Annotated in this window: 10 protein-coding genes and 1 pseudogene; 2 read left to right on the top strand and 9 right to left on the bottom strand. The window is 68.9% G+C overall.

The window, feature by feature from the left end; genetic code table 11:
* Nucleotides 1-25: 25 nt before the first annotated feature.
* The 5 genes and pseudogenes from WMR31_RS05240 to WMR31_RS05260 form a co-directional block, all read right to left on the bottom strand.
* Nucleotides 26-2,446 (bottom strand): GmrSD restriction endonuclease domain-containing protein, encoded by a 2,421-nt coding sequence (locus WMR31_RS05240; protein WP_340537725.1) that lies wholly within the window; start codon nucleotides 2,444-2,446, stop codon nucleotides 26-28.
* A 55-nt stretch (nucleotides 2,447-2,501) separates the two neighbouring features.
* Nucleotides 2,502-2,810, bottom strand: a pseudogene (locus WMR31_RS05245) (ISL3 family transposase); the annotation flags it as partial.
* A 385-nt stretch (nucleotides 2,811-3,195) separates the two neighbouring features.
* Nucleotides 3,196-3,756, bottom strand: a complete 561-nt coding sequence (locus WMR31_RS05250) for a hypothetical protein (RefSeq protein WP_340537726.1) — start codon at nucleotides 3,754-3,756, stop codon at nucleotides 3,196-3,198.
* 42 nt (nucleotides 3,757-3,798) lie between these two features.
* A complete protein-coding gene (locus WMR31_RS05255; RefSeq protein ID WP_340537727.1) occupies nucleotides 3,799-6,024 on the bottom strand; it encodes a protein kinase domain-containing protein in 2,226 nt (741 codons plus the stop codon).
* Nucleotides 6,025-6,168: 144 nt separating this feature from the next.
* On the bottom strand, nucleotides 6,169-7,380 hold the full coding sequence (locus WMR31_RS05260; RefSeq protein WP_340537728.1) for a nuclease-related domain-containing protein: 1,212 nt from the start codon (nucleotides 7,378-7,380) through the stop codon (nucleotides 6,169-6,171).
* Between the two features lie 102 nt (nucleotides 7,381-7,482).
* Between WMR31_RS05260 and WMR31_RS05265 the strand changes: the two genes are divergently transcribed.
* On the top strand, nucleotides 7,483-10,563 hold the full coding sequence (locus WMR31_RS05265) for a DEAD/DEAH box helicase (protein ID WP_340537729.1): 3,081 nt from the start codon (nucleotides 7,483-7,485) through the stop codon (nucleotides 10,561-10,563).
* A gap of 35 nt (nucleotides 10,564-10,598) precedes the next feature.
* Here WMR31_RS05265 and WMR31_RS05270 read toward each other — a convergent pair whose 3' ends face one another.
* Genes WMR31_RS05270 through WMR31_RS05285 form a run of 4 tightly spaced genes read right to left on the bottom strand, consistent with a single transcriptional unit; the run spans nucleotide 10,599 to nucleotide 13,624 of the window.
* Nucleotides 10,599-10,901 (bottom strand): DUF202 domain-containing protein, encoded by a 303-nt coding sequence (locus WMR31_RS05270; RefSeq protein ID WP_340537730.1) that lies wholly within the window; start codon nucleotides 10,899-10,901, stop codon nucleotides 10,599-10,601.
* A gap of 10 nt (nucleotides 10,902-10,911) precedes the next feature.
* A complete protein-coding gene (locus WMR31_RS05275) occupies nucleotides 10,912-11,265 on the bottom strand; it encodes a YidH family protein (RefSeq protein ID WP_340537731.1) in 354 nt (117 codons plus the stop codon).
* A gap of 53 nt (nucleotides 11,266-11,318) precedes the next feature.
* Nucleotides 11,319-12,239 (bottom strand): formylglycine-generating enzyme family protein, encoded by a 921-nt coding sequence (locus WMR31_RS05280; RefSeq protein WP_340537732.1) that lies wholly within the window; start codon nucleotides 12,237-12,239, stop codon nucleotides 11,319-11,321.
* Nucleotides 12,236-13,624, bottom strand: coding sequence for an aminotransferase family protein (locus WMR31_RS05285; protein WP_340537733.1), 1,389 nt, complete (start codon nucleotides 13,622-13,624; stop codon nucleotides 12,236-12,238). Before WMR31_RS05285 ends, WMR31_RS05280 begins: the two co-directional genes overlap by 4 nt.
* 178 nt (nucleotides 13,625-13,802) lie before the next feature.
* Here WMR31_RS05285 and WMR31_RS05290 point away from each other — a divergent pair, with 178 nt between their 5' ends.
* The gene (locus tag WMR31_RS05290; protein WP_340537734.1) at nucleotides 13,803-15,221 is read left to right on the top strand and encodes a sulfatase family protein; all 1,419 of its coding nucleotides are present in this window, start codon (nucleotides 13,803-13,805) and stop codon (nucleotides 15,219-15,221) included.
* The last annotated feature ends 11 nt before the right edge of the window (nucleotides 15,222-15,232 follow it).

A 15,232-nucleotide genomic window follows, 5' to 3' on the forward strand; every position in this document is an offset into this window, starting at 1 on the left:
TGGGGGGAAGCGACGCCCGATGGCATCAGTTGTCGATGTCGATGAGCGCGGTGAGACCGTCGCTGTCCAGGCGAAGTCCGGGGTCTGCGACTCCGTCCTGCAGGTGCACACCTTCCTCTGCTAGCAGGTCGGCAGGAATCCGGGTGTCGTCCGGGTCGGACCAGGCGAACCCGGATGCGACTCGTCCGTCATGCGTCAGTACCCGCCATGGATGCGAGCACTGCTGACAGCGCGTGATGTGCGTTCCGAGTGGTTGGGGTGCGGTACCGATTGCATCAGCAAGCTCGCTGTATGACGTCCATGACCCAGCTGGAAGGGCGGCCAGAATTTCATGGAGGCGTGACCAGTCGAACCCGCTCGGGCGGTCGGATTTGCCACCACGGAACTGAGCCCTGACGTCGGCAAGACGGCGACCATCGTCGAGGTGCCAGAACACCCAGCCGTTGGCGGCCTTGCCGCCCTTGGCATGGTAGCCGGCGCTCGACGGGCTCGCGTAAACCTTGTCCCCGATAGCGATGCGCCCGTCTGCGAGGACGATCGCCTCGGTTCCGGCCCACTTGCCCGGCCGCGACAGGAGCGCGGTCCCAGGCTCCAGGAGACCGGCCGCGACGAGGTGCTTGACCTCGACCCACGCGTTCTCCTTGGTGGACGAGTCGCTGATGGAGCCCGTGTGACCGTCGGGCACGGGCCACACCTGAAGGATCAGGTCGGTGAGCAGCGTCGTTCGCGCGTCGATCGAAGATTCGTCCCAGGATTCGCGATCGGTGAAGTAGCGATTGAGGAGCATGACGTCATTGGCGACGATCTTCTCCCGCTTGGTGGGCCAGGCGCCGTTCGAGACGTTGGCGTTGAGGCTGGTGGTGAGCAGTGTGAGGTTGCCGAGTCGATGGACGTGTTCGCCGCGCGCCAGCTCGGCCTCGAGGCCGTCGACGGGCCAGTTGGTCTCCCACTTCTGGGGGAGCACGTGCTCGATGGGGTAGCCGAGCCGTGCAACCTGGGGGTAGTCGTGCTTCGCGCGGAGGTGATCCTCGACGGCCTCCAGGTAGAGGCGCATCCGCCCGCGTGGGTAGCGACGGTAGGACTGCTCGGTGACGAGATGCGCGCGGACCTCGTCGTCCCCGGGCCAGTAGTTGGAGGCAACGTTGAGGCGGCTGAGATGGTGCTCGACGCTGTCCGCGAGGTCGGCCGGATCGCTCGTGCGGTAGATCTTGATGATCTCAGCGACGATGCGGCCGAGGTCCGCGGACGTGAGTCGAAGGATCTGGCGACGCACCATCCAGGACTCCAGCATCGACAGGACCCGATCGGCGACATCGGCCGGGATCCCGAGTGCGGGGTCGTAGAGCCAGATGATCGCGGGCTTGAGCAACTCGACCCCGCCGGCAGTCATTCGGTAGAACGCCATCTCCGGGCGAGTGAGGATCCGCGAGCTCTCGGTGGCGTGCTCGGTCCATGAGCGGTAGAGCTCGGCCTGTGCCTTGATGGCGAGGAGGAGCTCGGCCATTTTGGTGTTGGCTTCGTGGTCGACGTACGTCTTGAAGCGGATGAAGGTCTGCCGGGGACTGACCTCCTCGCCGAGCTGGCTTACCAACCATTGACTAAGGAAGAGCGAGCTGCGGCTCATCGAGACGCGGCCGACGCTGACTTCCTTCTCCCAGAACTTCGACTCGAAGGGCCAATCCTCGGCATAGGCACGGTGGGTGTCGGCGCCCTCCGCGTCGAGACGCTGGAAAACGAAGTTCTTGATGAGGTCAGCCGCGGTCAGCGGTGTGCCGCGGGCGTTGAGCGTCTCGAAGATCTCCTGTGAGTTCTCCTGAGCCAGTAGGTCGATCACGACGAGCTGCAGCCCCTGGCTCACGGCCTGGGCAAGCGCATCGGCTCGGTCGCGGGCGTCCTCGGCAGCTCCGAGCCAATCATCCACGCGAGCCGCGAAGAACTCGTGGGCGCGGGTGATCCGGGAGCCGGCGTGGTTCAGCGCTTCGTAGGTGACTGGCGCCTCGGCGTTCATCACCTCGCGGAAGGCCTGGCCGTCCTGGTTGGTGTGCGACAACTTGAGGCTGGCCTCGACGACCCCGCCGTAGGCGCGGTTGTGGGTCAGGTCGTTGAGCTGGTCGGCGAGTCCGTCGAACTCGCGCGCCTCGAACGTCGCGGCCGCGGCATCGACGAACAGTTGGAGCGTGGTGAGCCGCTGCTGCCCGTCGATGACGTTCTTGGACGGCACGGCGCCCTGCTGCCCGTCGATCGCCTGGAGGACCACCGCGCCGAGGAAGTGGGTCGGCTGGCTGTAGGGATCACGTATCCGAATCTCAGCCAGCCGAGCGATGTCCTGCCACAGCGGCATCCACTGCTCTGCCTCGTCCCAGACATAGGGCCGCTGGAAAAGCGGCACCACGAGGTGCTGGGGGAGGTAGAACACGGCCTGCGGCGTGAGCACATCGGTCTTCACGTGCTGCACGCTAGCGCTGGACTCAGACGGATCCGAGAGGTTCTGCCGGTTCTATCTGGTAGAGCGGGTCGTCTCGATAGCCACGGTGGCCGTGGATGATCTGTTGGATCCGGCAACGGCAGGTGTCCATCGCGTCGCCGGCTAAGCGCACCACATGGAAGGGGTCCATGACCGCGACCGCGTCGGGGAGTTCTTCGGCGGCGGCGGTCTTGAAGCCGGTGAACCCGTCCATCCAAGCTTTGAACGCGCTCTTGGAGCGGCCCTCGACCATGTCCAGTAGTCGTGCGGGCCCATTCCCTGCACGGATTGCGGTGAGGTCGATGATCACGGTGACGTACTTGTCGCCCTTGCGCGTGTGGCGCCACGGCTCCGTCGCGGGCGCAGGCCAGGGCAGCCGTCACCGGTGCTGCAGATCATGGCGACGGCCGGGGCCACGTACCGGGCGAGGGGAGCATCGTGCTCGAGCATGAGGTCGGCGGACCCGCCATCGACGACGGCAGCAACGTCGTCGGTGGTGATTGCCTCCTGGGGAAGGCAAGGCCTTGGTGGCCCAGAGCGGCGTGCTGGAGTACGTCGGTGACCGGCCGTTCGCCTGGCTGGAGGACGGCCCCACCCGAGACGGCCGACCACCTGATCGCCGGCCACGACTTCCTCGTCGTCCGCACGGCCGCGGCGCGGGGAGGGGACCACCAACTTGACGCGCTGGAGGCGTCGGTGCGCCGGTGACGTGACCGTCGCCTGCACTACGTTTAGCTGGCGTGGAACGCGATGCGCCTGGTCTGTTCGATATGGAAGCCGCCGTGCCGGCTGCGGTTCGCAAGCCCTCTATTCGCGGGAGAAGCCGCGAGACCTGGTCGATGACGACGACCGCGACCATTACGGTCCACGATCGCCAGGCTGTCCGGGCCGCCTTCACGAAGTCGGCTGAATCGGCGTACACGCTCGCGGTCCTGGACGAGCCCGGCCCCGACGAGACGAAGGAACTCACTGTGATCGGGCAGGTCGCCTGGCTGGTGTCGCCCACGTAAGGCCTGGACGCCGCAGTCGAGGCCGGAGCCTTCCGCGTCGATTCCGTCGGGGTAGAGGTTCTCGACGATCAAGAGGATCGGGGCATGCTGCGCTGGGAGGTCACTGTGAAGCTGCGAGAGGCGGATGGTCTGCGTCGCCTTGCCCTCGAAGCTCGCCCTGACGACGCCCGGCAGATCGCGCAGAGCCTCGCTGGGGCGTGGCAGCGGGCGGTCGATCCGTTTGCGCCGATCCGCGTAGTTCCGGGGGTCGACTTTCAGCCCGGCACCGTGGATGTCATGCATGTCCCTGCGCGTGCCCGGCGCGATGCCTGACTGCGATCGCAGTCAGCTCACCCGCGCGAACCGGATCGGCCCGCCAGGCGAGAGCGTCGCGGGACGACGCAGGCTGTCCGCCCCGTAGTCGATCGAGCCGTCCGTAGCGACGACCACCAGATCGCCCTCGGGGGTCCATGAGGGGTAGCGGCCGTACTTGACGGCGCGGGCGCGGCCGCCGGCGGCGGGCACGGTGTAGATGGAGGTGCCGTCGGAGTAGGCGATCTGCTTGCCGTCGGGCGACCAGGCGGGGGAGAACGGGGCGGTGCTCGCACCCGGAGGGGTGCCGATGAGTCCGCGGAGGCCGGTGCCGTCGGCGCGGATCACCCACAGCTCCTGCTCGGGCGTGTCCCAGCGGCGGAAGACGATCTGGCGGCCGTCGGGGGACCAGTCGAGCTCGAAGGCGTCGACCGAGCTGATGGTCTTCGCGGCGCCCGAGCCGTCGGTCGGGAGGATGTGGATCCCGCCGGTGTTGTTGCTGTAGACGACGCGCGAGCCGTCGGGGGAGATCGCCAGGAAGTTGACCGAGCCGACGGTGACCTTGCTGATCGTCCTGAGGTTCTTTCCGTTCGCGTCCACGGTCATGACCTGCCCCCGGTAGTCGCCGTCGGTGGCCGCGTAGGCGATCAGCCGGCCGTCGGCGGTGACGTCGGGTGAGTTGCCCTTGCCCACGGTGAGGTGCTTCCCGTCCGGCTGCACGACCACGATGGCGCCCGAGTTGAGGTAGTCGCCCGCGCCGAGACGCTGGTAGACGATCCGGTCCTCGCTGGTCTTGCCGTCGCCCACCCGCAGCGTGACGGTCTGCCCGCTGGTGACCACCGATCCCGCGGACGGCGAGACCGACAGCACGGTGCCCTTCTGAGCGGCCACGCTGGCCTGCTGGACCTCGACGACGTCGATGCCGTGGCCCTCGAGCTCGGCGGCGACGTCGCTGGCCGGCTGCCCGGCGTAGTCGCCGATCGTGAACTCCTCGGGTGGCGCCTCCTCGCCCTGGTCGGGCTCGGGGTCCTCGCCGGCGCTCTCGTCCGGCTCGGGGTCGGTGCTCGTCTCGGGGTCGCCGGGTGCCGCCGAGGCGGGCTTTCCGCGCCAGTCGAAGGGATCAAGGACGACGCCGAGACCGAGTCCGAGCAGCAGGACGAGCGCGGCGACGAGCGGCAGCGCGAGCCGACGTCGTGAGCGGGGCTCGGCAGGCGCGGCGGACGCGGCGAGGCGGGGCGCCCGCAGCGCCGCACCGGCGTCGACCCCCGGCGGACTGGTCGGGGCCTGAGGGGAGTTCTGCACCGGAGGGGCTGCGAAGGTCGGCGCAGCCCAGGGCGCGCCGGGTTGCTCGGTCCGGCGCGACCACGGCGACCGCTCGCTGGGGATCACCGTCGCCTGCGCGAGGACGGCGGCCGCGCTGCCTCCCGTGGCCGTGCGCTCGGCGTTCTCACGCACCATCGTCAGCAGGGAGCGACTACTCGGCCGGCGGGCCGGATCCTTGGCCATCGCCAGCTCCACGATGCGACGCAGCCCGGGCGGCAACGGAGCGAGATCGGGCGCTTCGTAGAGGATCCGGCGCGCCGTCGTCACGGTGTCGGTCAGCGGGCCGAACGGCGGCTCGCCACTGGCGGCGTAGGCGATCAGCCCGCCCCAGGCGAAGACGTCGGCGGCGGCGTCGGTGGCCTCGCCGTTGATCTGCTCGGGCGCCATGTACGCCGGAGTGCCCACCAGCTCGCCGGTCTTTGTCAGCGTGGTCGCGTTCGCGGCGCGGGCGACACCGAAGTCGATGACGCGGGGACCGACGGCCGAGAGCAGGACGTTGCTCGGCTTGAGGTCGCGATGCACCACCCCGGCGTCGTGGATCGCGGTGAGAGCCGCCGCGATTCCGACCGCGACCCGGTCGAGCTCATCAGCCTTCAGCCGGCCGCGACGATCGACGGTGTCACCCAGCGTCGGCCCCTCGACGTACTCGGTGACCAGGTACGGCGACGGCCCGTCCAGCGAGGCATCCAGCACCGCCGCGGTGCAGAAACGCGGCACCCGGCGGGCGGCGTCGGCCTCGCTGGCGAACCGTGCTCGGAACTCGGGGTCGTTGGCCCAGCCGTGGTGAATGACCTTCACCGCGACCGGCATGATCGAGTCGGCCTTCATCGCCAGATACACGATGCCCATCCCGCCGACGCCGAGCCGGCCCTGCAGGTGGTACGGACCGATCGTCTTCGGGTCCCCCGGCTCCAGCGGAGCGACGTCGTCGAGCATCGTGCGGCCTTTCGTTCCCCCGACGCGACACCCCGCTGTGTCCGTCTCCGAGTGCTGCTCCGATCGTAGGTTCCGGGTCAGGCACCGTGGGTGTGACGGCGTGCCTGCCTGAACGGTTCCGCCAGATCGCGGATCGATGAGCGCTCAGCGGCGAAAGGTGAAGGATTCACAGTGCGGCGCGGTGACCTGACCTCGAATCTTGTTCGCATCCGGGGCGCCGAGCGGCACGCGAAAGCCGACCATTGCGTATCCGTCCGGGCGGCGTAGCCAATCGTCCGGCTTGAATATGACGACGTCGCCGCTGACCCTGGCTGTCAGCCGATAGCTCCCGGACTTCACCTCCGGGCTCCGTTTGGTAGGGCCGAAGAAGACGGTGGCATCGACTCCTGATCGACCGGGGGCCGGAGGGTCGACAACCAAGCGTGCGCGGGTGAGAGACGTACATCGGTAAGTGCCTCGCCACGTACCCGCGAGAGCGGTGCCCGCTGAGGCGGCGCCTCCGGACGGCTCGGTCGCGTCCTGCCCGACTGTGGGGGTCATGACCTTCGCGACGGCATCTGCCGCAACCTGCGCGATCGGACCCCCGGCGAAGATCAGCCCCAGCGCGACGACGAGGCCACCGATAAGTCTGATGAGCCCTGGGCGGCCGTTGTGGGCGCGCTTGGGTGGCGGCGCCGAACGCGGTCTGGCTCGCCCGGGCGTGGTCGATGTGGTGAGCGGCTTCGCACGGTTCGGTGAACGTACATCGTGGCCGGGCGCAGATCCGGTCCTTCGGTGGCTACGACCGGCCGAGTGCGTTGCGGCGGTCAGCTCGACACTGATCCGATGTCGAGCCTCCGCGCTCAGGACTGCAGGTCGAGTGAGAAGCAGCTCGACGAGATTGGTGGTCGAGCAGATGAGGACGCCGCAACTCTGACCCGATATCGGATCGGGGCGGACGAAGCACAGCACAGGATGAACAGCCGCTGGGTGCAGCGTCGCGGTAAGCGCGGACACGGCGACAGCGGCGTCTGCTGCTCCTGCGACCGCCGGTTCTCGCGCGCGACCGTTCTGGCGCAACATTCCGTCGCGAACGGTGACCGTGCCGGACCAGTTCTTGGAGTCGATCACGAAGACTCCCGGCGGACCGATCACCACATGGTCGATGTTCGCGTGCGGCCTACCGGGCCAGCGCAGATCGTGAAGGACCGCCCAGTCCTCGGCGGGAAGGGTGTCCAGCTCCGAGGCCGTCTCGAGCTCGCCCTCGGCGCCCAGCTCCCAGCGTTCGGCCGAGCGCATCAGACGCTCTGCCTTCTCGCGTTGGCGGCGTGCGACCTCACCGGCCGATCGGCCGGCGGGGGCGAACCTGTCGGACATCGTTTCCTCCTCGCGTCGAAGGTTAGGTCGCCGATCGCGGACCCGTGGGGCAGTTGGCGAAGTTGACCCCATTGCGCCGAATCGCCTGGCAAGCTCGGCTTCGTGGAGGACGGGCTGTACGAATCGCTGCTCACCAACGAGCTGGCCCAGCGCCTGGCCTTCCTCGTCGATCGGGCGGCCAGCACGGCCCCGATCGAGGCGGCCGAGCAACCTCACGTCCTGGCGCGGCATATCGCCGAGATCGTGCGTCAGCGCCTGGAGGCGATCGGGGACGAGGCCGCGCGCATCGCGGTCGTCAACTCCGTCCTGGACGCGATCGAGCCCGACGAGCAGGTCGCTCCTCCGCCGCGGCAACTGCTCTCCATCGTCGACAGCGCGACTCTGGGTCAGGCAGACCGGCTCGGTGCGCGGCCTCGTACACCGCTGTCCGAGGCCGCGCTGCTGACCAATGCCCGCGACGAGCCGTCGCTGGCCGCCGAGCTCAAGGCGGAGCTGCGATCGGCCGACTCGGTCGACCTGCTGTGCGCCTTCGTGAAGTGGTACGGCGTTCGGTTGCTCGAGGACGAACTCCGATCGCTCATCCGGTTTGGCGTGCCGCTCCGGGTGGTCACGACGACCTATCTGGGATCGACGGAGCGGCGGGCGCTGGACCGGATGGTCCGGGAGTTCGGTGCCGAGGTTCGGATTCAGTACGACGCCCAGCGCACCCGACTCCACGCGAAGGCGTGGCTCTTTCGGCGCAACACCGGGTTCGACACCGCCTATGTGGGCTCGTCGAACCTGTCGCACGCGGCACTGGTGGAGGGTCTGGAGTGGAACGTGCGGCTCGCGAGCGTCGCGAACCCGAGCCTGATGCAGAAGTTCGAGGCCACGTTCGACTCCTACTGGAACGATCCGAGCTTCGAGCGCTACGACCCCGAACTGGACCGCGACCGACTCGATGACGCGCTGGCGGAAGCCTCGGGCAGAACCGAGCATCACCGCGTCACCATCAGCCTGTCCGGACTCGAGGTCCGCCCGTTCCCGTACCAGCAGGAGATGCTGGAGGCGATCGACGCCGAGCGCACCGTCCATGACCGCCACCGCAATCTCGTCGTGGCCGCTACTGGAACCGGAAAGACGGTGATTGCGGCCCTCGACTACCGCAATCTGACCGAGCTGGCCGGCGGCGAACGGCCCTCACTGCTGTTCGTCGCCCACCGTCGCGAGATCCTGCAGCAGTCGCTGCGCACCTATCGCGAGGTCCTCGCGGACGCGAACTTCGGTGAGCTGTACGTCGACGGCGCCCGGCCGGAGCGATGGCAACACGTTTTCGCGAGCGTCCAGTCGTTGACGTCCTACGGTGTCACCGACATCCCCGCCGACCACTTCGACGTCGTCGTGATCGACGAGTTCCATCACGCCGCCGCGCGCACCTATCGGCGGATCCTCGACCACTTCGCTCCCCGTGAACTGCTCGGGCTGACGGCGACCCCCGAGCGGGCCGACGGGACCGACGTGCGCGAGTTCTTCGGCGGACGCACCGCGGCCGAGCTGCGCTTGTGGGATGCCCTCGGCGCCGATCTGCTCTGTCCCTTCCACTACTTCGCGGTCGCCGACAACACCGACCTGCGCGGGCTGACCTGGTCACGTGGACGGTACGACGACCTTGAGCTGTCGAACCTCTACACCGGAAACCGGGCGCGTGCCGAGATCGTCCTGCGCGAGCTTGGCGACAAGATCCTCGATGTCGCAGCGATGCGGGCGCTTGGATTCTGTGTCGGGGTGGCGCACGCGGAGTTCATGGCGGCGACTTTCAACGAGGCCGGCATTCCGGCCAAGGCCATTACGGGGGAGACGCCCAGCAACGAACGACAGCAGGCGCTGGCCGATCTGCGGTCGCGAGAGTTGAACGTCCTGTTCTCGGCCGACGTGTTCAACGAGGGACTCGACATCCCCGACGTCGACACCGTGCTCTTGCTGCGGCCTACCGACAGCGCCACCGTCTTCTTGCAGCAACTGGGCCGCGGACTGCGTCGGACTCGGGACAAGGCGGTGCTCACTGTCTTGGACTTCGTCGGCTTCCAACGTAAAGAGTTCCGCTGGGACCGGAAGCTGCACGCGCTCACCGGCGCCTCGCGCAAGAGCCTCCAGCGCGACATCGAGCAGGGGTTCCCCTTCCTCCCCTCCGGGTGCCAGGTGATCCTCGATCGCCAATCCCAGTCTGCGATCCTGGAGAACATCAAGTCGCAGGTCACGGTGCGGTGGAACCAGATCGTCGGCGAGCTGCGGTCGTATGGCGAGATCGATCTGGCCGAGTTCCTCGGCGAATCGGGGCTCGAACTGTCCGACATCCTGCGCAAGGGCAGTCACTCATGGACGAGGGCTCGCCGGGAGGCCGGATTATCGACGTCCCCCGGAGGTGAGCTCGAGGAGCGGCTACTCAGACGAATCCGTGCCTTCGCTCACGTCGACGATCGACTGAGGGCCAGCGCCTACGACCGGCTGCTGGCCGACGATGCGCCGAGCTACTCGCGGTTAAGCCCCCACGAGCAACAGGTCGCGCAGATGCTGTTTTTCTCGCTATGGCCCGACGGCGGCGGACACCCGACGATCGATGCCGGTCTGGAGCAGTTGCGCCATGAGGCGGCGACCCGTGCCGAGCTCCGCAGCGTCGTCGACATCTCCTTCGATGCCGCGCGGCACTTAGCGATCGAGCTCACCGGCTCCCTGACCGAAGTGCCGCTGCGCGTGCACGCCCGCTACCAGCGTGAGGAGGTGCTCGCCGCGCTCGGCTACGCCTCCATGGAGCGCAAGCCGAACTCGTTCCGCGAGGGCGTGCTCTTCGTCCGCGATCACAACGTCGACGCCCTCTTCGTGAATCTCAAGAAGTCCGAGGCCGACTTCTCGCCGACCACCATGTATCGCGACTACCCCATCAGCCCGACGCTCTTCCACTGGGAGTCCCAGTCCGGTACCTCGGTCGCCTCAGCGACCGGCCAGCGCTACCTCAACGGCACCAGCACTGTGCTGCTCTTCGTGCGCGAGACGAAACAGGACGACTTCGGCACCGCGCCCTACCTGTTCCTCGGCCCGGCGACCTACGTGAGTCATCAAGGAGAGCGACCCATCGCGATCACCTGGAAGCTGGAGTACCCGATGCCGATCGACTTCTACAACGCGGCCGCCGTGGCGGCGCAATAGCCGGCCTGGCCAACAAGCGGGGTCGGGCACTACGGCTACGACGCGGCGATGGCGATCAGTTCGACCGCCGCGATCAGGACCGTCGCCACGGCCAGGGCGAAGGGCGCGCGTCCACCCCGACGCACACCGGCCGCGGGGCGCCGGTAGCGGAACCGGCTCTCGGCGAACACCCAGAGCGCCAGCAGGCCGGCCACGCCGAGGGGGAGCAGGAGGAGCAGGCCGACGTCGTCGAAGGTCAGCCGGGCGACCACCGCGACTCCGGCAAGGAGCGAGAGCGCCGTGCGCTGCCAGGCGAGCGCGGTGCGCTCGTTGGAGAGACCGACGTCGGGCTCTCTCACGACGGGCCTTTCACCGTAGGCCGGCGAGGACGATCACGGCGGCGACGGCGACGACCAGCCCGATGAGGGTGGCGACGCCGAAGGAGGGGAGCGGGGCGCCGCGGCGCATCGCCCGCTCCGCGAGGGCCCAGCGCGCCCACGACACCAAGGCCGTGAGCAGGCCGCTGGCCACGAGGAGGACGGCGAGGGCGTGTTGCACCGAGTCCTGGAGGGTCAGGTCGATGACGTCGACCGCCACGCCGGCGGCGAGGAGCGCCAGGGCGGTGCGGATCCAAGCGAGGAACGTGCGCTCGTTGGCGAAGGAGAAGCGGTAGTCGGGCTCCTCGCCCTCGCGATACACGAAGGCCGGCCACCGCTTGTCCACGGATTGTTCTCCTCGATCGGATCCTCGCCGAAGGCCTCGGCGAAACAGGTCTATCAGAGCGCGTCGGCGGCGATCCGGAAGCCGTTGTTGCCGCCGCCGCTGCTCGGGTCGTTGCGGGTGCGGGCGGCGACCCGGTAGCGGTTGCAGTACGACGCGTGGCACAGGTAGGAGCCGCCGCGCATCACCCGGGTGCTCTCCGTGCGGTCCCACCGGTCCGAGCACCACTCCCAGACGTTGCCGACGATGTTGTAGAGGCCGAAGCCGTTCGGCTCGAAGGCATCGACTGGCGCGGTACCGAGGTACCCGTCCTCGCCGGTGTTGTAGTCGGGGAAGTCGCCCTGCCAGATGTTGCAGCGGTGCTCGCCGCCTGGGGTCAGCTCGTCGCCCCAGGGGTAGCGCGCCTGGTCGAGCCTTCCACGGGCGGCGCGCTCCCACTCCGCGTCGGTCGGGAGCCGGCCGCCGATCCAGGAGCAGTAGGCGATGGCGTCGTTCCACGAGATGTGGGTGACCGGATGGCTCCGGCGGGTGGCGACGTCGGTGCCCGGCCCCTCCGGTGCCCGCCAGCTCGCACCGGGCGTCATCCGCCACCACGGCGTGGCGATCGGCGCCGGGAGGATGTCGCGCAGCCGTGCCGGCAACAGGCCACCGAACACGAAGGACCAGCCGAAGCGCTCGGCCTCGGTCAGGTAGTGGGTCGCGTCGACGAAGCGTGCGAAGTCGTCGACCGAGACCGCGTGCGCGGCGATCCGGAAGGCCGGGATCGTCACCGTGCGGATGGGGCCCTCGCCGTCGCCGGGGTTGCAGTCGACGTCCTCCGAGCCCATCCGGAACGCGCCGGCGGGGATGTCGATCAGGCCGGCGTCGTCCAGCGGGCCGGGGTGGGCCGGTGGGGGAGTGCTGCGGTCCTCCGAGATGCCCGATTCGTCGTCGTGCGGGCGGTCGCCGTTGCGGGAGGGGCCGCAGCAGGTGGTCACCGACCTGCGCCCGCCTGGTGATCCGCGGCCAGCGCGGTGAGCGCTCGGGCGAGGCCGTCGGCGAGGCGGTCGGCCTCGTCGTGGCTCAGCACCAGGGGCGGGGAGAGGATGACGGTGTGGCCGGCGCCTCGGACCAGGATGCGCTCCTCGCGCGCCAGCCGGCGTTGGATCTCGACCGCCCCGTTGGTCAGCGGAGCCCGAGTGGCCGGGTCCCCGACGAGCTCGATCGCCAGCATCATGCCGACCGCGCGGATCTCGCCGACGATCGGGAGGTCCCCCAGGGGCGCCAGGCGCCGGGCGAGATGGCCGCCGACGTCGACGGCTCGGTCGAGGAGGCCCTCCTCCTCGACGATGGCGAGGTTGCGTAGCGCGACCGCGCAGGTAGTGGGGTGGCCGCAGTAGGTGTAGCCCACCGGGAATCCGGTGCCCGAGCGGAGAGTCTCGGCGATCGGGTCGCGCACCAGGACGGCGCCCAGCGGCAGGTAGCCGCTGGTGATGCCCTTGGCGGTGATGAGGATGTCGGGCACCACGCCGAACCTCTGGGCCGCGAACCAGTGCCCGGTCCGGCCGAACGCGGTGACGACCTCGTCGAAGATGAGCAGGATCCCGTGCCGGTCGAGGACCTCCTTGACCCGCGGCCAGTAGTCGTCGGGCGGGACGATCATCCCGGCGACGCCCATGATCGGCTCGCCGATGAACGCGGCGATGCGCTCCGCGCCGATCTCCTCGATGCGCTGCTCGAGCTCGGCGACGCAGAAGGCCACCGGGTCGACGTCGCCTGACGGGCCGCCGTAGAGCTCGTAGCGGAACGGGTAGGGCGGCGTCAGGTGGGCGACGTCGGGCAGCATCGGCCCGAGGTTCTCGCTGAACGCCGGGAAGCCGGTCGCGGAGCCGCCGCCGTAGGCCAGGCCGTGGTAGGCCATCCGGCGCGACAGGATCCAGGTACGGTCCGGCTCGCCCCTGCGGGCGTGGAACAGGCGCGCCATCTTCAACGCCGCGTCGTTCCCCTCCGAGCCACCGGAGGTGAAGAAGACCTGGTTCAGGTCGCCCGGCGCCAGGTCGGCCAGGCGCCGGCTCAGCTCGACGGCAGGTGGGTTGGTGTAGTGCCAGAACGACGCGTAGAACTCGAGGGTCGACATCTGGTCGAAGGCGGCGCGGGCCAGTTCCTCGCGGCCGTGCCCGACGTGCCCGACCCACAGACCGCCGGTGGCATCGAGGTAGTCGGTGCCCTCGGCGTCGGTCAGGGTGCAGCCGCTGCCGCGTACGAACACCAGGCGGTCGGTGACCGACTCGGGGAGGAGCGGGTGGATGACATGGCGCCGGTCCGTGGCGACGAGGACGTCGTTGTCGGCGCGCTCCAAGCTCTTGAAGGCCGTGGGGGGCATGACGACGAATTTCGCACAATGAATCCATCTTGTAAACCCCGCTCTCTGCGTTGAGGTCGCCATGCCGCTAGAAGCCCACGCGCACGGCGTCCGAGGCGGGATCACTTGCAGGTTCCCCGAACGGTGGTGTTTCATGTGATGAAATCACTGACGTCCCGAACCGAGAGTTGAGGTGGGCATGAGCGTGCGGCGGCCCAACATCTTGCTGGTGATGGCCGATGAACACGCCCCGATGTTCAGCGGCGCGTACGGCCACCACCTCGTCCAGACCCCGAACCTCGATCAGCTGGCCGAGGACGGCGTCACCTTCGACGCCGCCTACTGCAACTCTCCGATCTGTGCGCCCTCGCGGATGTCGTTGCTCACCGGGCGCCTCCCCCACGAGATCGGCGCGTTCGACCTCGCCTCCGAGCTGCCTGCCGACGAGGTCACCTACGCCCACGTCCTGCGCGCGGCCGGCTACGACGCCGTGCTGGCCGGCAAGCAGCACTTCGTGGGTGCCGACCAGCTGCACGGCTTCCGCGAGCAACTGTCCTTCGATGTGCACGAAGGCGAGCACCCCTTGCACGGCTGGCCCGACGACGTCGCCGAGGACGACTACGTCTGGCAGCACCCCCTGGACGCCGGTCCGGGGACGAGCAGGATCGTCGAGGCCGACGAGGCCACCGAGACGGCCGCCATCGAGTACCTGCACGAGCGTGCTGCCGAGGGCGGGCGACCGTGGATGCTGTGTGCCTCGTTCGTCGCGCCGCACTGGCCCTATCGGGCGCCCGAGCCCTGGTGGGGGATGTACGACCCGGACGACGTGGACGTGCCCGTCTTCACCGAGGAGGAGGCGCGCAAGCAGCACCCCGCCATCAGCCGCCTGCGCGAGCGTCTCGGCGTCGCGTCCTACGACGAGCGCGACGTGCGCCGGGCGCGCGCTGCGTACTTCGCGATGATCTCCCAGCTCGACGACCGGATCGGGAACCTGCGGCGCACCCTCGTCGAGACCGGTCAGGACCAGGACACGGTGGTGATCTACACCAGCGACCACGGCGGGATGCTCGGCGAACACGGCCTGTGGCGCAAGATGAACTTCTACGAGCACTCGGTCCGGGTCCCGCTGATCGTCGCGGGAGCCGGAGGTTCGCAGGCCGGCTCGCGGGTGGCCCGGAACGTGTCGCTGGTCGACGTCGCCGCCACGATCGCCGATCTCGCAGGCACCGCGTTCCCCTGCCCGATCGCCGGCACCTCCCTGCGCCCCCTGCTCCAGGCCGACGAGCCGGCGAGCGTGAAGTGGGACGACTGCGTCTTCTCCGAGTACCTCGCGCACGGCGTGGCCCGACCAGTGGCGATGCTCCGCGATGGGGACTACAAGCTCATCCACTACACCGGCGAGCCGAGCCAGCTCTTCGATGTTCGGGCCGACCCCGGCGAGCTGAACGATCTGGCCCGCTCGCCCGACCACCGCGACGTCCTGCGGCGGCTGCGACGTCGGCTGCTCCAGGCCTGGGACCCCGACGCCGTCGAGATGCGGGTGCTGCGCAGCCAGGTGCAGCGCCTGGTCATCCGCGAGGCCAACGGCTACCAATCGACCGGCGCTGAGCCGACCTAGCCGACCTAACC

The sequence above is a fragment of the Nocardioides epinepheli genome, assembly GCF_037936805.1.
Taxonomy (GTDB): domain Bacteria; phylum Actinomycetota; class Actinomycetes; order Propionibacteriales; family Nocardioidaceae; genus Nocardioides.

Bases quoted from the DNA above. Each gene is read 5' to 3' on its own strand.
- WMR31_RS05285 (WP_340537733.1), bottom strand. From the start codon at position 13,624: ATGCCCCCCACGGCCTTCAAGAGCTTGGAGCGCGCCGACAACGACGTC.
- WMR31_RS05260 (WP_340537728.1), bottom strand. From the start codon at position 7,380: ATGTCCGACAGGTTCGCCCCCGCCGGCCGATCGGCCGGTGAGGTCGCA.
- WMR31_RS05290 (WP_340537734.1), top strand. From the start codon at position 13,803: ATGAGCGTGCGGCGGCCCAACATCTTGCTGGTGATGGCCGATGAACAC.
- WMR31_RS05255 (WP_340537727.1), bottom strand. From the start codon at position 6,024: ATGCTCGACGACGTCGCTCCGCTGGAGCCGGGGGACCCGAAGACGATC.
- WMR31_RS05250 (WP_340537726.1), bottom strand. From the start codon at position 3,756: ATGCATGACATCCACGGTGCCGGGCTGAAAGTCGACCCCCGGAACTAC.